Genomic DNA, 23,059 nt, shown 5'->3' with positions numbered 1-23,059 from the left:
TCAGAATCACTCGAAGTGACGAATTCAATAAAATGAACAATAAGAAATTAAAAATGACTTGGGAAGACTCATTAAAGATTTACGATACTATTGTAGAATCATGTAACGGTTTTGAGCGAAAGGGTAAAAAAATGATTTACACATCATCTAATGGTTATATGTTTACCTTATTGAATAAGGCTGGTGAAATTGGTATTCGGCTACCAAAAGAAGAAGCTACTAAATTTATGGAACAATACGACACAGGTCATTACTATTCTTATGGTGCAAAAATGAAGGATTACGTCTTAGCACCAGAATCACTATGGAACAACAAACCTATAATGGTCAAATATTTTGAGCAGAGTTTTGCTTACGTTAATAGTTTCCCAACTAAATAGTTAATTGGTTATTAATTATAGAACAACCTCGCCATATAAGTCAAAATCTTCAGCTTCTGTTACTTTTATTGTAGTAAATTCTCCTGTTTTTAGATAGGTTTTTGAAGCATCTACTAAGACCTCATTGTCTACATCTGGCGAATCAAATTCTGTACGGCCCACAAAGTAATTGCCTTCTTTTCTGTCAATAACCACTTTAAACTCTTTACCTATTTTTGCCTGATTAAGTTCCCAAGAAATCTGAGATTGAATTTCCATAATCTCATTAGCACGTTGAAGTTTTACATCTTCTGGCACATCGTCTTCAAGGTTATAGGCATGTGTATTTTCCTCATGAGAGTATGTGAAGCAACCCAAACGCTCAAAGCGCATATCTTTTACCCACTGTTTTAAAGTTTGAAAATCCTCTTCTGTTTCTCCAGGATAACCAACAATTAAGGTTGTTCTTATAGTCATTTCAGGCACTTTAGCTCTAAAATCTTTCAAAAGTTTTGTGGTTTTGGCCTGTGTAGTACCACGACGCATACTTTTTAAAATAGAATCTGAAATGTGTTGCAACGGAATGTCTAAATAATTACAAATCTTAGACTCACGCTTCATTATATCTAACACATCCATCGGAAAACCCGTTGGGAATGCATAATGCAAGCGTATCCATTCTATGCCTTCAACTTTTACAAGATTTTCAAGTAATTCTGCAAGGTTTCTTTTTTTATATAAATCGAGTCCGTAATAAGTTAAATCTTGTGCAATAATAATCAATTCCTTTACACCAGAAGCCGCTAATTTTTCTGCTTCAATAACCAAATCTTCAATTGGTGTACTTTTATGTTTTCCTCTCATTAAAGGAATAGCACAAAAACTACATGGTCTATCACAACCTTCAGCAATTTTTAAATAGGCATAGTTTTTTGGTGTTGTGGTTAAGCGCTCACCTATTAATTCGTGCTTATAATCTGCACCCAAAGCTTTAAGTAAACCTGGTAATTCTGTTGTACCAAAATACTGATCTACGTTTGGAATTTCCTTCTCCAAATCTGGCTTGTAACGCTCACTCAAACAACCAGTGACAAACACTTTATCTACATTGCCTTCTTCTTTTTCTTGCATGTAATGCAAAATAGTATTCACACTTTCTTCTTTGGCATTGTTTATAAAACCACAGGTATTTATAACAACAACATTTCCTTCTTGCTCGTGCACTACATCTTTACCGCTAGCTTTAAGCTGTCCCATTAAGACTTCGCTGTCGTAAACATTCTTACTACAACCAAGTGTTACAACATTAATTCTATTCTTCTTCAGTGTTTTAGTTCTCATGCCTTATCGTAAATTCAGTTTGCAAAGATACAACGGAAATTAAACCTTTTGTATATTTATGTGTCTTATATAAAAACTTAACCATGAAATTACCAAAAATAGTACTTGTATTTTTTGGTTTATTAACTATAGTATCTTGCTCTAGCGACGATGACTCACCCAAAGATTCTGATCCTCAAAATGAGGCTATTTACTTTCCACCTTTAAATTCTGATACTTGGGAAACAAAATCCATATCAGAACTAGATTGGAATGAGACAGAATTACAGCCACTTCTAGATTATCTAGAAAACAAGAATACTAAAAGCTTTATGGTATTACACGAAGGTAAAATAGTGATTGAAGCTTATTTCGATGGCCACTCTAGTACATCTCCATGGTATTGCGCAAGTGCAGGAAAAACATTAACTACAGCTATGACTGGTATTGCTGAAAATGAAGGTTTATTAGATATAAATGATAAAGCCTCTGATTATTTAGGCACAGGATGGACAAGTGCACCTTTAGAAAAAGAAAATCTGATTACCTGCAAGCATTTATTATCAATGTCTTCTGGTTTGGATGACAGCGCAGGTGATGGTGTAGAACCTGAAAATTTACAATACTTAGCTGATGCTGGCACACGTTGGGCTTATCATAATGTTTATGTAAAACTTCAAGATATTGTTGCAACAGCTAGCGGACAGGATTGGTCAAGTTATTTTGATAATAAATTGAAGAACAAAATTGGTATGTCTGGCGCATGGATTCAAACAGGTGATTTTAGTGTCTATTGGAGTACAACACGAAGTATGGCTAGATTTGGATTGTTAGTCTATGCAGATGGAAAATGGGAAAGTGAACAAATAATACCCGAAAGCTTTTTAAATGATGCCGTTAACACATCTCAAAATCTTAATCTATCTTATGGTTATATGTGGTGGTTAAACGGAAAATCTTCTTACAGATTACCACAATCTCAAATTCAATTTCCTGATGAACTTATTCCCAATGCACCTGAAGATATGTACGCTGCACTTGGAAAAAATGATCAAAAAATTTATGTAGTACCAAGTAAAAAATTGGTAATTATAAGAATGGGAGATGCTGCAGATGATGAAAACTTTGCACTCTCAAATTTTGATAATGAATTGTGGGAAAAGATTAATGCCTTAACCAATTAATTATACTTTTTTGGTGCAACTCGCGCTTTAGATGCTTGCTCATAGACATAAGCCCATTCTAACAATTGTTTTTCCTGAAGTCGTTTAGCTATAAACGTTAAACCTTTTGGCACACCTTTATCCGTATAACCCATTGGAACTGTAATAGCAGGATATTCTGCCACAGCAGCAAATGCCGCATGATAATTATTTATAGATAAAAAGCCATCTAGATTGTGTTTTTGCATTGGTAAGTTAAAATATTGTTTACCATTTCGACTTAAAGTGTCTTTAATTCTTACTAAGTATTCAGAATTACCTTTATCAGCAACAATACCTTTAAATAAACTTTGTCCATAAGGCATGATTTTAATAGAATCTTTTAGATTGAATTCTATGACATCAGAAATTGTTCTAATTGGAATATTTTTATTGGCATGAGCATCCACATAAGCTGGTAAATCCTTTTTCATATCGAGATTAAGAAGGTTTATAAAGTTTGGCAAACCTAATTGCTCTTCATCTATCTCAACAATTTCAGCTCCTTGCTGTCTTAAAACGTCTAAAGCCTTTGTATACAAAGAATCTTCCAACAAGCGTTTTGGAGCACCAAAGCGTTTACCTCTTACAATTGCAATCTTTAAATCTTTGGTATAAAATCCTGGCTCCCATAACGCATAGATTGATTTAGAATCAGACTTGTCTTCACCATATATTGCATCTAAAACTATAGCGTTGTCTGTAACCGTTCTGGTGATTGGACCTGCTGTATCTAAAGTTGAAGAAATTGGCACAATTCCACTACGACTTACCAAACCAATGGTAGGTTTTAAGCCAACTACCGAATTCTGACTTGCTGGAGACAATATAGAACCTGCGGTTTCGCTACCAATGGTTGCTGCCGCAAAATTTGCAGAAGCAGCTACTCCACTACCAGAACTTGAGCCACCAGTGTCTATTGTGCGTCTTCCATAAGGATTTAAGGTTTGGCCACCAATCGCAGAATACCCACTAGGACATTCTCCACAAAAGAAATAAGCCCACTCACTTAGGTTTGCTTTACCTAAGATTAAAGCACCTTTTGATTTTAATTGCTTCACAATAAACGCATCATCAGTAACATTATCTTTTAAAGCTACTGCTCCTGCCGTTGTTGCCATACCTTTAGCATTAATATTATCTTTTAAAAGTATTGGCATGCCAAAAATAGGATGCGGATCTTGAATGAAATTAGTTTTGTCTGCTATCTTAGCTTGTTGAATTACTTCTGGATTAATAGAAATTACGGAATTTAATGATAACGGATTTTCTCTATCAAATTTTCTTATTCGGTATAAATAAAATTTTACTAATTTTTCATAATTAAGATCTCCAATTGCAATATTTTTTTGAAGCGTTGGTATATCTCTTTCTAAGATATAAGGCTTTAAGCGATTATAGTCAGACTCTGTAAAGTCTTCCATCTGTGGATTGATTTCTGCCCAAATTTCAGCTTTAGTTAGATTTTTTGAATCCAAAACTTTAAACTCTCTGAAATCTTTAGTAGAAATGGCACTTAATCCTGAATCATCATCAGTTGCTTTTGTAGTTTCTACTGTTTCTGATTTTGAAATTGGCTCTCTGGCTTCTCGAGCCTTTTCATCTTTACAAGAGAAAATTAATAATAAAACTAATAGTGATAGGATGTAGCGCATAGTCTGTATTTTTTATAAAAATACGAAAACAATTATGACCCAAAAGGATTGATATACATCAAAAATTCAAAGATATTACTTGCAAAAATTGTGTAAAGAACTATAAATCCTAGTAAAAAAGTGGCTTTTTGTATGGTATATGTTTTATTTCGCAATATGCGAATTGAACATAAAAATATTATTGTAAAAAATGTAGTGCTTATAAATGGTACAAACGAGGAATAGAAAAATAAGTAGTTAGGAATTAGCTTATGATTATATGCATTTAAAGCATTTGTCAAAATATTCCGAAGTCCGCCTAATACAATTATCGAAGAAACAATTAAGTTTATTATGGTGATGATTCTGGAAACTTTATTGGAATCTGTTTGAGTTTTATTTTTCATTAATTGTTTCCTTACTTCAAGCGAACTTAATTAAATACTGAATTGGCTTTAGTCAATTTTTAAAAATTTGACTGTCAAAATCAGTAAACTCTTTTAAAAACAATGTTTTCATTTTTTTTGAATCATCTATATTTCCTTGTTCATTATACAGATAGGCTAAGACATATTTAAGATTTGGATCTTGAATTGCATAATGAAATTTACCACTATTCAACTGTCTTTCAACTAAACCAATATTAGACTCCAAGGTTTCAAGATTATTTAAAAAAGTTAATATTCTCGGTAAATTTTTATCTAAATATTTCTTTAAGCTTTTTCTAAAAAATGTTTCATTCCACAAGGATATAGGCATATCATCAAAATAGGAACTGCTCTCTAACGCATGAAGTTTATGGTTATAAAAAGCCAACTTCTTGTTCTGAGTAATGAAAGGAATGAATCTAAAATTGGTTCCAACAAAAAAGTTTCCTGTTGTACCTCTATAAGTAAATTGAATTATTTTTTTAATTCCAGCAGGATTGTATTCCGTTTGCCAGATGTACTTCTTTGACTTATTACTATAACCTAATTGGTTTAGTTGCGGACTTAGAATTTCATTTAGAATAAGCTCAATTTTTTTAGCACTTGGTATATCAAGATTTGAAGTATGCTCTATATTTAAAAGTGAGTAAAAATTCATTTTTATGAAAATACCACTTTTTTGCAGAAAATCTACTTAAAAAACGAATCTACAAACTCGTATTTATTAAATACTTGCAAATCCTCAATACCTTCGCCTACTCCAATATACTTTACAGGAATTTTAAATTGATCGCTAATACCAATAACAACACCACCTTTTGCAGTTCCGTCTAACTTAGTAACTGCCAAAGACGTTACTTCTGTAGCTGCAGTAAACTGTTTTGCTTGTTCAAACGCATTTTGTCCTGTAGAACCATCTAAAACTAAAAGGACATCATGAGGAGCATCACCAACTACCTTTTGCATCACACGCTTTACTTTAGAAAGCTCGTTCATTAAGTTGACTTTGTTATGTAAACGACCAGCAGTATCAATTATAATCACATCGGCATCTTGGTTAACACCAGATTGTAAAGCATCAAAAGCTACAGAAGCAGGATCGCTTCCCATTTCTTGCTTTATCATTGGAACTTCTACTCTGTCCGCCCAAACTTGTAATTGGTCTATCGCAGCAGCTCTAAATGTATCGGCAGCACCAAGAACCACTTTTAACTCTTTTTTCTTAAACTGGTACGCCAACTTACCAATAGTTGTTGTTTTACCCACACCATTAACACCTACTACCATTAAAACATAAGGCGTTTTTTTACCATTATCTTGAACTGGTAACTCAGGAATTGTATAATCGGTTTCTTCACCAGAGTTGGTTTCGGATAATAAACCAGCAATCTCTTCTCTTAGAATTTTATTAAGCTCAGATGTTCCTAAGTACTTATCTCTTGCCACGCGCTCTTCAATTCGCTCAATAACTTTTAGAGTGGTATTTACACCTACATCACTAGTTACCAAAACTTCTTCAAGATTATCTAAAACATCATCATCGACTTTAGACTTTCCTGCAACAGCTTTATTTAATTTGGTAAAAAAAGAGGATTTAGATTTTTCTAAACCTTTATCTAAGGTTTCCTTCTTTTCTGAAGAAAATATTTTTTTAAAAAAACTCATTTAATTTCTATTTGCTTAGCTAATAGCAACAACCCTGCCTTTAATACGTTTCTGCTAAGTTGTCATAATCGGTCAAATATAGACATAAAAAAACTGCTTTCAAATATGAAAGCAGTTCTATAAATCTATTATCTAAATAAAGATTATTTCTTATCTAAAAATTCATTGACAAATTCTGGTGCCATTACTGATTCAACGAACATGTATGCTCCAGTTTTAGGTGATTTCACCATCTTAATAGCTTTTGTCAATCTTTTTGATCCTGTCTGTAAAGACGCTACTGATTTCTTTGCCATGATTTATTATTTTATCTCTTTATGAACTGTCATACGCTTAAGTATAGGATTAAATTTTTTAATCTCCATACGATCTGGCGTGTTTTTCTTATTCTTTGTTGTAATATATCTTGAAGTTCCTGGCATACCAGAAGCTTTGTGCTCTGTGCACTCTAAGATAACTTGTATTCTATTTCCTTTCTTTGCCATTGTAAATTGACTTTAGCGTATGCTATTATTTGTAAAATCCTTTTGCTCTAGCTTCTTTTAATGCTGCAGTAATACCAATTTTATTGATAGTCTTTAATGCAGATGTAGAAACTTTTAATGTTACCCATTTATCTTCTTCAGGAATGTAAAAACGCTTCTTAATCAAGTTTGCGTTAAACTTGCGTTTTGTTTTATTCATTGCGTGAGAAACATTGTTTCCTACCATCGCTTTTTTCCCAGTAAGTTCACAAACTCTTGACATTGTATTCTTTCTTTAGGTATGTTATTTTTTTAACAGGGTGCAAATTTAGTAAAACTTTATGTTTCAACAAACATAAATTTCTACTTTTTTAATATTTCTTTTTGCAGCATCTCAAAAGCCTTGTTTGTTGCTCTCATAATTACCTTTTCTCTTAGGTTTCCAAAATTATAAACTTCTGCCTGTACACCTTTATCTGACGCAATAGCTATCCATACTGTACCAACCTCTGCATCAGAATCCCCTTTTGAAGGACCTGCATTACCCGTTGTACTTATACCGTAATCTGTCTTAAATAACTGACGCACATTAACTGCCATAGCCTCAGCCACTTCTTTGCTTACTACAGATTTAGCATCTATAATGTCTTCTGACACATTTAGTACACCAACCTTAGACTCTGTAGCATAACTTACAATACTGCCTTTAAAATATTTTGAAGCACCTGCGTTAGCTGTAATGGCTTTCGCTATCTGACCACCTGTACAACTTTCTGCAATGGCCAAAGTCTTTTTTTGATCCGTAAGTTGCTTTCCTAATATTGCTTCTATTGACAAATCTTCTTCATATCCAACAAAGACATCTTCAATCTGAGGAAGTAATAAGTCTATCTGTCTTATCAGTTCATTCTCTAATGTTTCTTTATTAACTGATTTTCCCGAAAGTCTTAACCTTACACGTCCTAAACTTGGTAAATAGGCTAATTTTATAAAATCTGGCAGGTTGTCTTCCCAAGCCTCTATCCTATCTGCAAGTGCACTTTCGCCTATACCATAAGTTAAGAGTGTTTTGTGCTTTATATAAGGGAACTTATATTTAGATCGTAATGAAGGAATAACCTCATCTTTAATCAAAGCCTTCATTTCGTATGGCACACCTGGAAGTGAAACAAAAACTTTCCCATTTTTTTCTAACCACATGCCTGGTGCTGTACCATACTTATTCATAAGCACTTTAGCCCTAGAAGGCACTAAAGCCTGATGCTTATTAACCGTTAAAAGTGGGACATTATATTTTGAAAAAATCCGCTCTACGTTTTCAAGAACAGCCTTATCTTCAACTAAAGTATCATTAAAATACTCACAAATGGTATGCTTAGTAATATCGTCTTTGGTAGGTCCTAAGCCACCTGTAATGATAATAATATCTGCATTTTCTTCAGCTTCTTTTAGAGCTTTTAGAATATGCTCTTTATCATCTTGAACAGAAGTAATTTGATAGACAGAAACACCTATTTTAATAAATTCTTTACCTAAAAATGCTGAGTTTGTATCTACAATTTGACCAATGAGAATTTCATCACCAATTGTTATTATTTCTGCTTGCATTTATAATCCGAAATCTGCTTTTATTTCTTTGGTTGCATTTTCTACAGCAGACAATACAATTTGAAGTTGAGCATCTATATTTTCATCAGATTTTTCAAACTTTCCCCAATCCTGTACCTCTATAAGCTTGTCTAAAATACCTAGCTCAAACAAATCCACTGTGGGTTTCATTTTGTGTGCAGCCTGATATGTTTCGTAATAATTACCTTCTGGAACAGCTTTTCTTAAGCGTTCTGCATCTTCTGGAACTTCCTCAATAAAAGCTGCTGCTAAAGCCATAACGAAATCTTCATCGTTATCTGCCATTTCGCGTACGCGATCTAATTTATAATGTTTTGCCATTTATTTTATTTTGATTGAAAACATTTCTTGGTCCTCAATATATCCTATTAATCTGTCATTTGCAAAAACCTTACCAACTCCGGCAGGTGTTCCGGTAAAGATAATATCTCCAATTTTTAAAGTAAAATATTTCGACACATATTCTATAAGTTCATCAATCTTCCAAAGCATAAGTTCTGTGTTACCCGATTGTACGACCTCATCATTTTTCTTTAAACTAAAGTTGATATTATCTACATTCTCAAAATTAGATTTAGGCAACCATTTCCCTATTACAGCAGCACCATCAAAGGCTTTAGCTTTTTCCCATGGTAAGCCTTTTGCTTTTAATTGCGCCTGAAGATCTCTAGCTGTGAAGTCTATTCCTAATCCGATTTCGTCATAATACTTATGAGCAAATTTTTTATCGATGTATTTGCCTACTTTCTTGATTTTTACCAAAACTTCAACCTCATGGTGAACTTCATCAGAAAAATCTGGAATAAAAAATGGTTGCTTTTTTAGTAAGATTGAAGTATCTGGTTTTAAAAACACTACAGGATCTGTTGGTTTTTGGTTTTCTAATTCTTTGATGTGGTCTGTATAATTACGACCGATGCAAATGAGTTTCATTAAAATTAGATTATTAGACTGGTTAGATTTAGTTAGACAAAGTTAAGGATATTGCTGGTACTGCCTTCTTTTCACTTTTATAAGTATTAGCCGCATAAAAACGCCATTCACCAGAGATATAAGATGCTACCATATACTTTCCTTCATTTTCACAAGTTGCTGAAAATGTAGGTTGATATTTGATACGCTTTTCTTTCTTCTTTTTTTTATCGGTAAAATGAAAAGTTACTTCTTCAGCATTATAAGGGATATACAACCATTCAAAAGCAACGTAAAAACCTTCTTTTGGAAAGAAAATATCATAGTCTAAAATATCAACAACAGCCTCCTTTTGTTTCTTTTTTATTTCTACAACGACACTCTCTTTTAAAATATCTTCATGTGGAAGACTGTCTTTTCCTATGGTAAATAGCCTTAATCTAAACTTCGCTTTTTTATTTTTAAAATTTCCAAAGTGAAATTTAACCGACTTCAGAAATTCTGTTTCTTGGTAATCCTCGTTGTATGGAAAATACAAAGCCATTATCCATGGATTTTCTGCTAATGAACCGTATCCGTAACATAAATCTGAATCTTCAATTTTGTTTACAACATTGATTTTCTCTTCAAACTTATCCTTAATGAATACTTCTTTTAAAACCTCTGTTTTAGGTTTCAAAAAAATTTTTTCAGACTTTAGAAATAAGGAAACTGGTATTTTGCTACTTGCATAGCCTAATGATGATAAACTGACCAACTTATTTGTATCATCTTCGTTAATTTCCAAACGAAAGCTTCCGTCATCATCACTAGAGGTACCTATAGTAGACTCTAGAATAGAAATATTGACATAAGGAATTGGTTCGTTAGTTACTTTATCTAAGACCACGCCTTTAGCAACGTGATGTTGCGCGAATACCAAAAATGGCAATAATAAAAAGAATACTTTCATATAACTAGGAAAATAATTCCTGCCTTCGCTGGAATTTATCCCAATTTATTATTAAACTGACGTAACTTAATTGCAGTTAACACTTTTTTAGTATACAATGGAAAATCTGCATTTAACAACCAACCAAAATAGCCTGGCTCTTGCTCCATAACATCTACAACGCGCTTTCCTTTGTGTTTACCAAAAGAGAAGCATTCTTCCCCTTCTTTGTTGAAAATTAAAAATCCTGCAAAATCTGCAAACTTTTTACGAGAGCTGAATTCTGCTAAAAATTTAGTGTCATTTTCTAGTTCTTCATAGCGCTCTAATTGTGCTTTTAACACCTCGTATGTTGCTTTAGTATCTGCTTCTGCACTATGCGCATCGTCTAAATTTTTATCGCAATAAAACTTGTAGGCTGCACTCAGTGTACGTTGTTCCATTTTATGAAAAATGGTTTGTACGTCAACTGCTAAACGGTTTTTCATATCAAAATCTACTTCAGCACGTAACATTTCTTCTGCTAAAAGCGGAATATCAAATCTATTAGAATTAAAACCACCTAAATCTGAATCTTTAATCAAATTATAGACCTCTTTGGAAATTTCTTTAAAGGTTGGTGCATCTGCAACATCAGCATCTGAAATACCGTGAACTTTAGTCACCTCTGGTGGAATTGGAATGGTTGGATTTACCTTTTTGGTATAGGTTTCTTCCTTTCCATTAGGGTGCACTTTTAATATTGAAATTTCTACAATTCTATCGTTGGTTATATTGATACCTGTGGTTTCTAGATCGAAAAAACAGATAGGTTTTTTTAGATTAAGCTGCATGTGTTTTAAATTTACACAAATGTAAGGCATTTCTATAACTAATTGTTGAGATACAATTTGATTATAGCACATAGACATGTAAATTTCACTAACTCTTAAACACAGAAAATAATGAATAGCGACCTAGATAAAAGCTTAACCTTTAATTGTGGCATAACAATGCCAAATCGTTTTATGTTGGCTCCACTGACAAATCAACAAAGTCATGACAACGGATTGGCATCTAAAGCAGATTTAAAATGGCTATCTATGAGAGCTAAAGGAGGTTTTGGCCTGGTTATGACCTGTGCCTCTCATGTACAAGAAATAGGCAAAGGGTTTCCTGGACAGTTAGGTATTTTTTCTGACGATCTAATTAACAGCCATAAGGAGTTGGTTTCTAAAGTAAAATCATATGGTAGTTTAGTCGTGACACAGTTACATCATGCCGGAATGCGTTCTCCATTTGAGGTTATACAACAAAAAGCGGTTTGTCCTTCTGACAGTGAAAAACATAATGCCAGAGCTCTTACATTACAAGAGGTAGAACAACTTCGTAACGATTTTATAAACGCAGCCCTTAGAGCAAAGCAAAGCGGCTATGATGGTGTTGAAGTTCATGGCGCACATGGTTATATATTAACTCAGTTTTTAAGTTCTGATATTAACAAAAGACAAGACAAGTATGGTGGTTCTCTAGAAAATAGAGCGCGTTTAATTTTTGAGATTTTAGAAGGCATAAGAGCAACTTGTGGAAGCGATTTTTTAGTAGGTATACGTTTGTCGCCAGAGCGCTTTGGCATGAAATTATCTGAAATAAAATTGATAAGTCAGCAATTAATTGATAGTGGAGCTATTGATTTTTTAGACCTATCACTTTGGGATTGTTTTAAAAAACCAGAAGAATTCCCATCGAGTAACAAAAGTTTATTAGATCATATATTAGAACTTAATTTTAAAACCGTTAAACTTACTGTTGCAGGAAAAATTAGATCTGGTAAAGATGTATATGATGTTATTAATAAAGGGGTTGACTTTGTCACTATTGGAAAGTCTGGAATTCTTAATCATGATTTTCCTAAAAAGGTAATGGAAAACAAAAATTTCGAACCAGTTGACAACCCTGTCTCTGAAGCATACTTAAAGTCTGAAGGTTTAGGTGAAAAGTTTATAAACTATCTTAAGCGATGGGACGATTTTGTAGCATAAAAAAAGCACAGTTTTAAAAACTGTGCTTTTTTATATATGTGAGATACTGAATCAACACTTCGACACGCTCAGTGTGGCAGTTCAGCATGACAAGACATTAATTAAATTTCTCTATTAGGATCCCAAGCTTCAAGATAATCTTTTACAGCCTTTACAAATTGTCCTCCTAATGCACCATTGACTACTCTATGGTCGTATGAATGAGACATAAACATTTTGTATCTAATACCTATAAAGTCACCTTGAGGAGTTTCTATAACCGCAGGTACTTTTCGTATAGCACCTAATGCTAAAATACCAACTTGTGGTTGATTGATGATTGGTGTACCCATAATGCTACCAAACGTACCTACATTAGTTACGGTATATGTTCCTCCTTGTATATCGTCTGGACTCAATTTATTTTCTCTTGCTCTATTGGCTAAATCATTAACCTTTTTAGCCATACCTAATAAATTAAGTTGATCTGCATTTTTAATTACAGGCACTATTAGGTTACCATCTGGTAAGGCAGCAGCCATACCTAAGTTAATATTCTTTTTCTTTATAATACTATCTCCTTGTACTGAGATATTCATCATTGGAAAATCGCGCAATGCTTTAGCCACAGCCTCCATAAATATTGGAGTAAAGGTTAGATTTTCACCTTCGCGCTTTTTAAAGCTATTTTTATGTTTATTTCTCCAGTTCCAGATTTCTGTTACATCTGCTTCAATAAAAGACTGAACGTGAGCAGAAGTTTGCACAGAATCTACCATATGCTTAGAAATGAGTTTACCCATTCTGGTCATTTCTATAATTTCATCTTCACCTGAAGCAACTACTGGTGTAGTAGCTGGTTTTTCTTTTGATTGACTTGAAGTTTCTGTTTTAACTGTTGCCTTTTGCTCAGCAACTGGCTGAGATTTTACTTCCTCAACTGGAGCAGAACTACGAGATTGCAAGTAAGATTTAATATCATTTTTAGTAACACGACCATCTTTACCTGTGCCTGGTATAGCGTCTAATTCTGCTTGTGAAATCCCTTCTTCTTTTGCTATATTTTTAACCAAAGGAGAATAAAAACGATCACCTGATGAAATTACAGGCTGTGTAGTTTCTTTTGCAGCCACAACGGTTTGCGCTACGTCTGCTGCAGCTTTCGGTGCTTCTTCTTTTTTAGATTCAGTTGTTGGTGCTTTTACTTCAACGGTATCGCCTCCTTCTGTTTCTATTACTGCAATGGTTTGACCTACCTGTACGACATCATCTACATCAAAAAGCTTTTCTACCAACACACCATCAACCTCACTTGGTACTTCACTATCTACCTTGTCTGTTGCTATTTCTAAAACAGCTTCATCGGCTTCAATAGTGTCGCCAACGTCTTTTAACCAAGATGTTATGGTTGCTTCAGCAACACTCTCTCCCATTTTAGGTAACTTAAGTTCAAACTTTGTCATATCTATAATTTGAAGGTCTTTATTTTAAAATCGAATGCAAAATTAATAAAAAACAGTCTGTTTTACTGATTTTTATTCAACAAAAATTAAAAGCACACTACTTCACCTCTACCTGTACTGCTATCGCTTCCGAGCATAAAATTACTACTTTTTAGCCATATTCTATAGGTGTTTTGTTTAGTAATATTCTGTGTTTTTATAAATTCAATAATAGTTTTGTAACTTAAAAATTCAGAATCAAAAACAACTTTTGCTTCGCTTGGTATATCTTCTAAAGTCGAGGTAAAGGCAATTGGACAATTAATTCTATTTTTAAGTTGTTCATCATTAGTAGATTCTGATATCACTACGACTTCTTTAGAAATTAATTTCTCTGACTTACTTATAGGGTTTCTCTTTGAAGCCAAGATCAACACTATTTTCACTAATGCAGATATAAGTATATTCCGCTTAAAGTGTTTTTTGTAAAAAATTTCCATAGCACCATAAAAGCGTTTAGCATACGCTTTGTCTTTTAACGTGCTCTCACCTTTATAGTGCACAACAGAAGTTTCACCAAAGTAATAATTACTGTAACCTGCCTTTAAAACTTTATACGATAAATCGATATCTTCACCATACATAAAATAATCCTCATCAAAGCCACCCACTTCATTATAAACAACTCTTTTTAGCAACATAAAAGCACCCACCAATACCTCTGTTTTACCAACATCATTAGGTTTTAGATTATTAGTATAATAGTTTTTTGAATTACCTATTAATTTTTGAAGCGCTACCTTGGGAGTAGGAACATGACGTTTGCTTTCTGGTAAAAACTTTCCTCTACCATCTATAAGGTGGCATCCTACAATTCCTAAGTTATTATGAGATTCTGCAAAACGTAAAACTTTTGTAAATGTATCTTCAGCAACTACTGTATCTGGATTTAGAATACACAAATACTCGCCTTTTGCACTAGCAACACCTATATTATTCCCTTTAGAAAAACCATAATTCTCTTTATTTTCAATGAGCTTTACATTTGGAAATAACTCCTTTATCATAGTACAACTATCATCGGACGAATCATTATCTACTACAATAATTTCTGCATCAATATCTTCTATTGCTGCTTCTACACTTCTTAGACAGAGCTCTAAAAAGTAACGCACGTTATAATTGAGTATGACTATGGAAAGCTTCAAAATACAATTATGATTTTAGAGAAGCCTCAAACGGAATACGATCTAGAATACTTCTGCCTAAGGTAATCTCGTCTGTATATTCTAATTCATTTCCTGCAGCAACACCTCTTGCAATTGTAGAGGTCTTAACATTATAGTCTTGTATTTGTTTAAAAATATAAAAGTTGGTTGTGTCTCCTTCCATTGTAGGGCTCATAGCAAAGATGAGTTCTTTCACTTTTCCTGATTTCACTTTTTCTACAAGTGAAGTAATATTTAAATCCTGAGGTCCTACTCCATCCATTGGTGAAATTTTTCCTCCTAAGACATGATACAGCCCTCTAAATGAACTTGTGTTTTCTATTGCCATAACGTCTCTGATATCTTCTACAACACAAATTAATTCTTCATTACGATTTGGGTTTTCGCAGATTTCACAAAGTTCTTTATCGCTAATATTATGACAAGATTTACAAAATTTAATTTCGGCTCTAACTTTTGAAAGTGCTTCTGCGAGCAAAACAGTTTGTCGCTCTGGCTGTCTCAATAAATGCAAAACCAAGCGTAATGCAGTGCGCTTACCAACACCTGGTAGTTGCGACATTTCGTTTACCGCATTTTCCAAAAGTTTAGAAGAAAATTCCATGATTGCGAAGGTACTGATTTTTGCATACACAAAAGCCCAACCACATTAAGATTTATGGCTGGGCTTTTGTTATGATTTTAATTTTACTTTAAAATAAGTTTTTTGGTAATTTCACCCTTGTCGCTATTTAACTTCACAAAGTAAACACCATTACCAAATGATGACACATCTACCTTAAAACCGTTATATAGGTTTACTTTTTTTCCATAAAACATAATTTTACCTTGAGTGTCAAAAATTCTTATACTGACGTCTTCAGATGTATTCCATTTTAAGTTTAACTCATCCTTAGCTGGATTTGGATACATTGTTAAATCATTAAATTGAAAATCCTTGATACTTAGAGCAGCATCATAAATGTTAGATCTCCAAAGCCCTCTACCGTAAGTTGCTGCATAAATTTTATTATCAGCCGTATTTATTTCTAATTCGTTGATTCTAACATTAGGCAAGCCATTATTGAACGGTTCCCATTCGGTTAATGTATTATCTGTGTAGAATACACCATAATTCATCCCAACATATAATCCATCTTCGCCATTATCTTGCCAAGCTAAAGCCTGAGCTACAAAATTAGGCAAGTTCATTAGTTTTGACGTCCACGTTAAACCTCCATCTAAACTAACATAGACCTTTTGATTATTGGTAGTTGCAACAGCAACTTTATTAGGATCTGATGGATGCACAGCAATTTCGTTTATAATTGATGAACCACCTAAACTTAAAGGAGAAACTGTCCAAGAAGCACCTCCGTTAACCGTAAATCTCAACGTACCATTAATGGCACAATACATAACTTGATTATTACTTGGCGCAATCTTAAAATGGTCTATACTTGCACCAAAATTTGGAGATATGGAAACCCAATTAGAACCGCTGTCATCTGATTTGTATACTTCATCAAAAGCTACATATATTGTATTTTGAATTATTGGGTCTTGCTCAAAAGGCACAACCCAATTCCAATTATAATCGCCTCCTTTTCCATCTGGCTGTGTAAGAGAAACTACATTACTTCCAAATACATTGTATTCAGTTCTGTAGAGAGATCCAAATTGAGTGGTTCCATACATAATAGATGTATTATTTTTATCTACAAAACCTTCCATACCGTCTGCACCTAGCCAATCTGTCCAAAGTCCATCTTCTCTTAAGGTAGAAGTACCATTATCTTGTGAACCTCCTGTAACAACCACAGGATCTGTTTGGCTAACACCAATCTTATAGAATTGTCTAATTCCCAATCCTGGTGTTAAATCCGTATAATAAGTTGAACTCACTGTTGTTGGATTATCTGCTCTGTATATTCCTCCATCTGTACCTACATATAATTTTGCATTAGCTCCTGTACCTGAAAAATGCATAATATCTACATCTGCATGACAATAACCAATAGCCATATTATTAGCACTACTAGGAACCCATTGCGAAGTAATACTAAAGTTAGCACCTCCGTCTGTGGAACGCCAAGTGTTAATACCTGCGATATGCACATCATTAACATCGTTAGGGTTTACCGTAATATCCATATCTCTTGGTGCTTGCCCAAGTGTATCATTTCCATTTGAGTCGTATCCAAAAAAGTTTTGTGTATGCGTTAACTTTGTAAAACTACTACCACTATCACTAGAAGCATATAAAGCTCCAAATGTTCCACCGTTAGCTTCTAAGACATAAACAACATTAGGATTGTCTGCAGAAACACCAATCATTTTTGGGCCATTAGAAAATTGATTAGCACCAGAACCTGTTATCTGAGAAAAGCTTGCTCCTCCATTAGTAGATATATAAAAAGCATTTCCTGAAGCATAAATTACATTTGGATCATTTGGTTTAAATTCAAAATCAAAACCAGTACCTGTAGGAACAAAATAAATAGAATTCCAAGTCACTCCTCCGTCTGTAGACTTATACAATCCATTACCTTGAACGCTTGCATAAATTTTCATAGCATTTGTTGGGTCTACCAATATTTTATTAACAGTGCCTCCTCCAATATCTGACAATAAGGACCAAGTTGCACCTCCATCTACAGATTTAAAAATTGTTCCGCTAGTAGAACCCCAAAAATAAGTATTGCTATCTGTTGGATCTATGGCTAGTGCATACACATCAATATTAGATAAGTTATCGGAAAGTACAGTCCAAGATATTCCTCCATCTATACTTTTCCAAACACCTCCTGTTTCACTTCCTACAATAATATGGTCTAAATTAGACTTATCAACAGCAAAAGAAGTTATTCTACCAACACCAGGATTCCATCCAGAAGTTGCATCCCAATAGGTTGGCCCCATTTCTTCCCAAATACCAACTGTAGTTCTTGCTGCTAAACCTTCACTATTAATGCTTACATTGTAATCTTCTAATGCTTCATAATAAAACTCAGGAGATTTTAGTTTTCCGGTTTCATCCATAGCACGCTCAGCAAAGTATTGCCAGCGTTTAAAGATCTTAAAACCTGTTCCTCTTCCTCTACCAACAGAATCAAAATGTTGTTCTGCAGCTTCTGTGATGTAACTTATGGTGTGATTGCCTTCTTCAATTAGCTTACGGTAGTCTTGGCCAGAAGCATTAAAACCAAAAAGCCCTAATGCTACCAGTAAAATTATCTTTTTCATAAAAAATTGAATTTAAATAGCTATTTTTTTCAAAAATACTATTTTTCATAAATTTTTGAGCAAAGAATTTCTTTTATGAGCCCAACTTCAATTTTAATTTTAATAGCCAGTTACTTCGCAGTTTTAGTATTGATTTCTTATTTAACAGGAAAAGAAGATTCTAATGCTGCCTTTTTTAAGGCCAACAAGTCAGCACCTTGGTATTTGGTGGCTTTTGGTATGATTGGCGCTTCATTATCTGGAGTTACTTTTATCTCTGTTCCTGGTGCTGTTGAGGCTAATCAATTTGGATATTTACAGGTTGTATTTGGCTATTTGTTTGGTTATTTAATCATCGCTTTTGTTTTGCTTCCACTGTATTACAGGTTAAACTTAACATCTATATACACCTACTTAAAAGATAGATTCGGAAAAACGAGTTATAAAACTGGCTCTGTAGCTTTTCTTATTTCCAGGACTGTTGGTGCTGCTTTTAGGTTATTTTTAGTGGCTAAAGTACTTCAACTTTTAGTGTTTGATCTTTTTGACATTCCGTTTGTGGTTACAGTAATTATTACCATTGCTTTGATTTGGCTCTACACCTTTAAAGGCGGAATTAAAACCATTATTTTCACAGACACATTACAAACTTTATTTATGCTAATATCTGTGGTTGTAACCATAGTATTTTTGGCTTCAGCTTTAGATTTAAATAGCGTAAAAGAAATCGTTGATTACACCAAAGAAAGTAACTTAAGCAAGGTTTTCTTTTTTAATGACAGTAACGACCCTCAATACTTTTGGAAGAGCTTTCTTTCTGGAATATTTATCACCATCACCATGACAGGTCTGGATCAAGATATGATGCAAAAAAACCTAACCTGTAGAAGCCTAAAAGACGCTCAAAAAAATATGCTTTCTTTTAGTGTGGTACTGATATTTGTAAATATTCTATTTCTTGTTCTTGGATTAATGCTTACAGATTATGCGGCTAAAAACGGAATTACTGCAACCAAAGATGATTTGTTTCCAACCATTGCTATGCTACCGGAAATAGGTGTTGTCACCTCTGCATTTTTCTTACTAGGATTAATTGCTGCGGCATATTCTAGTGCAGATTCTGCATTAACATCTTTAACTACATCTTTTTGCTTTGATATTTTAGATATCGAAAACAAACCTGAAGCATCTAAAAAAGGCATACGCAAAAGAACTCACATTGGCTTTAGTTTTGTGTTGGTTATAGTAATCATCTTATTTTATTTTATTTTTAAAGACATATCTGTTATCTGGAAGCTTTTTAAAGCAGCTGGTTATACTTACGGCCCATTACTAGGACTTTTTGCCTTTGGCTTATTCACAAAGCATCAAATAAAAGACAAGTTTGTTTGGATTATAGCCATTATAGCACCTGTTATTTCCTATGTATTAAATCTTTATTCTAAAGATCTATTTAATGGCTATGAAATTGGTTTTGAAATTCTAATCATTAACGGAATTCTGATGTTCATCGGAATGTTATTAATCAAAAGAAAAAATTAATACTGGTCTATAGATAACAGTACAAGCGTACAAGCCGCTTCAAACTCAATATTGTTCTCTTTAAGAATTTCATAAAACTCAGGATTTTCTGTACCTGGATTAAAAATAACGCGCCTAGGATTTAAACCTACAATATAATCATAGTAAGCTTCTTGATGCTTCGGACTAAGATACAATGTTACAGTATCTACATCTTTGTAATCTAACAACTCTGTATCTATTGCTACATCATTGACTTCGCCTTGCTTTAAACCAAAAGCCACAACCTCATGATTGTTTTGTCTTAATCTGTTAATAGCAATATTAGAATAACGGTCTGCTTTTAAAGACGCACCAAGAACCAATGTTTTTTTACTCATATGTTAAAAGAATGTTAAGTAGTGTTAATTAAAGTAACATGATGTAAAAATAGTCGTCTAGAGATAAAGAAACTATCAATCAATCAAATTTCAATCAAAAAATGAAGCAGTTCTTATTAATGCTTATTTTGGTTTCATCAACCATTTTAAGCGCCCAACCCAATTCCAACAAAGACATTAAAAACGGTTCTATCTCTGGTAGAGTACTAGATGCCAACCTTAACGAACCATTACCTTATGTAAATATTGTTGTAAAAGATGCCGCAAGCAAAGTTCTTACAGGTGGTATTACAGATAATGAAGGAAACTTTACTATCGAGAAAATTCCTGAAGGTAACATACAGGTAGAAATTACATTTATTGGTTACAAAACCATTTTAAAAAACGAAACTATCGGAAAAGGCAACTACAACATTAAGATGGGAGATATTCTCTTAGAAGAATCATCCGAAGGTCTTGATGAAGTTACCGTTGTTGCAGAAACCTCAACTATTCAACAAAAGGTAGATAGAAAAGTAATTAACATTGGTAAAGACTTGCAAACAGCTGGTGCAACAGCTAGTGAGATTATGAACAATTTACCATCGGTAAGTGTAGACCAGCAAAGTGGTGCTATTAGCTTACGTGGTAACCAAAATGTGCGTGTAATGGTAGATGGTAAATTATCTAACATTCCGGCAGACCAGTTATTAAAGCAGATACCTTCTACTTCAATTAAAAGTATAGAGTTAATTACCAATCCATCTGCAAAATACAATCCTGAAGGCATGAGTGGTATTATAAACATCATATTGCACAAAAACACTCAAATTGGTTTTAATGGTAACATTAACGTTAGCTTGGCTCATGATAAAGAACCAAAATTCAACAGCTCTATAGATGCCAATTACCGTAACGGAAAGTTTAACCTGTTTGGCTCATACAGTAATGGTGTTGTTAAAAACTATCATTATGGTCAAATAAATAGAATTGAGCAAGACATTCAACAAAACTTCAATGTTCTTAACAATAACAAGTCTAACTTATTCAAAGTTGGTTTAGACTTTTATCTAGATGACAAGAATACGTTTTCTGTTTTTACTAACCAGAACATATACGATGGTCGCGGAGATGTAGATTCTAGAATTGCATACTTATTCGATACCTCTTTAAACCAATCGCAATACACAAGAACGGATAATGAGAATGACAACCAACAATACAATTTTAACTATAAGCACAATTTTAATGACGAAGGTCACAATATTGAGCTTGAAGTAGATTACAATACTTATGAAGGCTCTGGAGATACTAACAATTTATTTTACAGTACGCAACGTCCTAACTTTATCGAAGCTACAGACACAGAACGCGATAACACGACTATTAACTTAGATTATGTAAATCCGTTATCTGAAACCACAAAATTAGAACTAGGGCTACAAGCACGTTTATTTGACACTGGTATTTTTTACGAATCTAATGCTCGTGAGCAAAACGAGTTTGGCGACTATATTCCGACTACAACAAATTTTGACTATTCAAGAGACATTTATTCAGCTTATGCTACCTACGGCAAAAAGTTAGAAAAATGGAGTTACCAAATTGGACTGAGAGCGGAATCTGTAATTGTAGATTCAGAAGCTTATAAAATCGATTTATCTAGCAATGACGAATTAACTATTCCTTTTGAAAACGATTATTTTGAACTGTATCCTTCTGCATTTTTCACCTATTCTCCTTCAGATAAAAACTCATATCAATTAAGTTATAGCCGAAGAATTGACAGACCAGGAATAGGGCAAGTAAACCCTTTACCTGAGTGGAATACACCTTTGATTTCTCAATTTGGAAATCAGGAATTACGTCCACAGTTTACCAATTCTATTGAAACAAACTACACCAGACAACTCGAAAAAGGAAGCATTACAGCCGGAGTGTTCTACAGAATTATAGAAGACGAAATACAACAAGCAATTTTAATAGACAGAACAGACACCAATAGATTGATCTTAACCAACCTTAACTTTGACAATTCATCATCTTATGGTATCGAAGTATCATCTAATTACAGACCTACAAAATGGTGGAGCTTTAATGCTAGTTTTGATTTGTTTTCTCAAACCCAAAAAAGTATAGCTGAGTCTTTTGATGACAACCAAAACATTGTATTAAACACTGTTAAAGTAGATAACGTGGCTTGGAATTTAAGAGCGTTCAACAACTTTAAAGTAAGTAACAGCTTAAGTTTCTCGGCTTTCGGAATGTATAGAGCTAAGAATAAAAACATCCAATTTTAAATGAGCGATATGCTTATGGTAAACTTAGGTATGCGCTATACTTTTATGGAAGGTAGAGCTAACTTTAGCTTAAGCTACAATGATATTTTCGACACCATGTACGCTCAGTTTGATGGTCAACGACCATTCCTTCAAAAAGGACAATTTAACTGGGAAAGCCAACAGATTTCTGGTAGATTATCTTACCGTTTTGGTGGTGGCAAGTACAGAGCAAAATCTCGTAAACAAAGAGATAACGACGTTAAACAAGGTGGTGGTCTTTTTTAACACCCAAAAGTGTCACAATGCTCAAATAAAATAGTCTTTATAATAGAAAGACTTAAAAACAAATTTAATAGTTTACATAAATAGTTGATGGTTAGTGTTAATGTTTAACTATTAAATAGAAAACCCTGACAGTTGCAAAACTGGTCAGGGTTTTTGTTAAATGCACGTTAAATATGTTAATCGTTGAAATAAA

At 33.6% G+C, this 23,059-nt stretch carries 21 protein-coding genes and 1 pseudogene; 5 read left to right on the top strand and 17 right to left on the bottom strand.

The features are described from left to right. Window positions 1–32 precede the first annotated feature (32 nt). Window positions 33–380, top strand: coding sequence for a hypothetical protein (locus tag V1468_RS06385; RefSeq protein WP_331809405.1), 348 nt, complete (start codon window positions 33–35; stop codon window positions 378–380). A 15-nt stretch (window positions 381–395) separates the two neighbouring features. Here V1468_RS06385 and rimO read toward each other — a convergent pair whose 3' ends face one another. After that, window positions 396–1,700, bottom strand: a complete 1,305-nt coding sequence (gene rimO, locus V1468_RS06380; protein WP_331809404.1) for a 30S ribosomal protein S12 methylthiotransferase RimO — start codon at window positions 1,698–1,700, stop codon at window positions 396–398. 83 nt (window positions 1,701–1,783) lie between these two features. Here rimO and V1468_RS06375 point away from each other — a divergent pair, with 83 nt between their 5' ends. Continuing rightward, entirely contained in the window at window positions 1,784–2,863 is a 1,080-nt protein-coding gene (locus V1468_RS06375) for a serine hydrolase domain-containing protein (protein WP_331809403.1), read from the top strand. Here the strand turns inward: V1468_RS06375 and V1468_RS06370 are convergent. From V1468_RS06370 to V1468_RS06320, 11 genes are all read right to left on the bottom strand, one after another. Beyond that, window positions 2,860–4,536 carry an amidase family protein gene (locus V1468_RS06370; protein ID WP_331809402.1) on the bottom strand — a complete coding sequence of 559 codons (1,677 nt, stop codon included), beginning with the start codon at window positions 4,534–4,536 and terminating at the stop codon, window positions 2,860–2,862. The two genes, V1468_RS06375 and V1468_RS06370, sit on opposite strands and share 4 nt — an antisense overlap. Window positions 4,537–4,974: 438 nt before the next feature. After that, window positions 4,975–5,601, bottom strand: a complete 627-nt coding sequence (locus V1468_RS06365; protein ID WP_331809401.1) for a hypothetical protein — start codon at window positions 5,599–5,601, stop codon at window positions 4,975–4,977. 32 nt (window positions 5,602–5,633) lie between these two features. Further along, window positions 5,634–6,608, bottom strand: a complete 975-nt coding sequence (ftsY, locus tag V1468_RS06360; RefSeq protein ID WP_331809400.1) for a signal recognition particle-docking protein FtsY — start codon at window positions 6,606–6,608, stop codon at window positions 5,634–5,636. A 143-nt stretch (window positions 6,609–6,751) separates the two neighbouring features. Next, a complete protein-coding gene (locus V1468_RS06355) occupies window positions 6,752–6,904 on the bottom strand; it encodes a DUF4295 domain-containing protein (protein WP_243472526.1) in 153 nt (50 codons plus the stop codon). A gap of 6 nt (window positions 6,905–6,910) precedes the next feature. Continuing rightward, the gene (gene rpmG / locus V1468_RS06350) at window positions 6,911–7,093 is read right to left on the bottom strand and encodes a 50S ribosomal protein L33 (RefSeq protein WP_076616981.1); all 183 of its coding nucleotides are present in this window, start codon (window positions 7,091–7,093) and stop codon (window positions 6,911–6,913) included. Window positions 7,094–7,118: 25 nt separating this feature from the next. After that, window positions 7,119–7,355 (bottom strand): 50S ribosomal protein L28, encoded by a 237-nt coding sequence (gene rpmB, locus V1468_RS06345; protein WP_138434594.1) that lies wholly within the window; start codon window positions 7,353–7,355, stop codon window positions 7,119–7,121. An 80-nt stretch (window positions 7,356–7,435) separates the two neighbouring features. Continuing rightward, the gene (locus tag V1468_RS06340; RefSeq protein WP_331809399.1) at window positions 7,436–8,680 is read right to left on the bottom strand and encodes a competence/damage-inducible protein A; all 1,245 of its coding nucleotides are present in this window, start codon (window positions 8,678–8,680) and stop codon (window positions 7,436–7,438) included. Then, the gene (locus V1468_RS06335) at window positions 8,681–9,022 is read right to left on the bottom strand and encodes an Hpt domain-containing protein (RefSeq protein WP_331809398.1); all 342 of its coding nucleotides are present in this window, start codon (window positions 9,020–9,022) and stop codon (window positions 8,681–8,683) included. Beyond that, complete coding sequence (locus V1468_RS06330; RefSeq protein ID WP_331809397.1) at window positions 9,023–9,634, bottom strand: fumarylacetoacetate hydrolase family protein; 612 nt, start codon at window positions 9,632–9,634, stop codon at window positions 9,023–9,025. Between the two features lie 28 nt (window positions 9,635–9,662). Next, window positions 9,663–10,565, bottom strand: coding sequence for a carboxypeptidase-like regulatory domain-containing protein (locus V1468_RS06325; RefSeq protein ID WP_331809396.1), 903 nt, complete (start codon window positions 10,563–10,565; stop codon window positions 9,663–9,665). Window positions 10,566–10,600: 35 nt separating this feature from the next. Further along, a complete protein-coding gene (locus V1468_RS06320; protein ID WP_331810007.1) occupies window positions 10,601–11,377 on the bottom strand; it encodes a 3'-5' exonuclease in 777 nt (258 codons plus the stop codon). Window positions 11,378–11,488: 111 nt separating this feature from the next. On the opposite strand from V1468_RS06320, the gene V1468_RS06315 reads away from it, so the two are divergent. Continuing rightward, complete coding sequence (locus V1468_RS06315; RefSeq protein ID WP_331809395.1) at window positions 11,489–12,565, top strand: NADH:flavin oxidoreductase; 1,077 nt, start codon at window positions 11,489–11,491, stop codon at window positions 12,563–12,565. Window positions 12,566–12,666: 101 nt separating this feature from the next. Here V1468_RS06315 and V1468_RS06310 read toward each other — a convergent pair whose 3' ends face one another. The 4 genes from V1468_RS06310 to V1468_RS06295 all read right to left on the bottom strand — a co-directional run bounded on the left by V1468_RS06310 (window position 12,667) and on the right by V1468_RS06295 (window position 18,440). After that, window positions 12,667–14,007 (bottom strand): dihydrolipoamide acetyltransferase family protein, encoded by a 1,341-nt coding sequence (locus V1468_RS06310; protein WP_331809394.1) that lies wholly within the window; start codon window positions 14,005–14,007, stop codon window positions 12,667–12,669. A gap of 86 nt (window positions 14,008–14,093) precedes the next feature. Beyond that, window positions 14,094–15,194, bottom strand: a complete 1,101-nt coding sequence (locus V1468_RS06305) for a glycosyltransferase family 2 protein (protein ID WP_331809393.1) — start codon at window positions 15,192–15,194, stop codon at window positions 14,094–14,096. Window positions 15,195–15,201: 7 nt separating this feature from the next. Beyond that, entirely contained in the window at window positions 15,202–15,819 is a 618-nt protein-coding gene (recR, locus tag V1468_RS06300) for a recombination mediator RecR (protein WP_331809392.1), read from the bottom strand. Between the two features lie 83 nt (window positions 15,820–15,902). After that, window positions 15,903–18,440, bottom strand: coding sequence for a T9SS type A sorting domain-containing protein (locus tag V1468_RS06295; RefSeq protein WP_331809391.1), 2,538 nt, complete (start codon window positions 18,438–18,440; stop codon window positions 15,903–15,905). A gap of 75 nt (window positions 18,441–18,515) precedes the next feature. On the opposite strand from V1468_RS06295, the gene V1468_RS06290 reads away from it, so the two are divergent. Beyond that, complete coding sequence (locus tag V1468_RS06290) at window positions 18,516–19,961, top strand: sodium:solute symporter (protein ID WP_331809390.1); 1,446 nt, start codon at window positions 18,516–18,518, stop codon at window positions 19,959–19,961. Here the strand turns inward: V1468_RS06290 and V1468_RS06285 are convergent. Then, window positions 19,958–20,320 (bottom strand): CoA-binding protein, encoded by a 363-nt coding sequence (locus V1468_RS06285; protein ID WP_331809389.1) that lies wholly within the window; start codon window positions 20,318–20,320, stop codon window positions 19,958–19,960. The genes V1468_RS06290 and V1468_RS06285 overlap by 4 nt on opposite strands. Window positions 20,321–20,421: 101 nt before the next feature. On the opposite strand from V1468_RS06285, the pseudogene V1468_RS06280 reads away from it, so the two are divergent. Next, window positions 20,422–22,866, top strand: a pseudogene (locus V1468_RS06280) (TonB-dependent receptor domain-containing protein). The last annotated feature ends 193 nt before the right edge of the window (window positions 22,867–23,059 follow it).

It is taken from the genome of Winogradskyella poriferorum (assembly GCF_036553625.1).
GTDB lineage: Bacteria > Bacteroidota > Bacteroidia > Flavobacteriales > Flavobacteriaceae > Winogradskyella > Winogradskyella poriferorum.
Note: the sequence above shows the minus strand (reverse complement) of the source record. Positions and strands in the feature narration are given on the sequence as shown.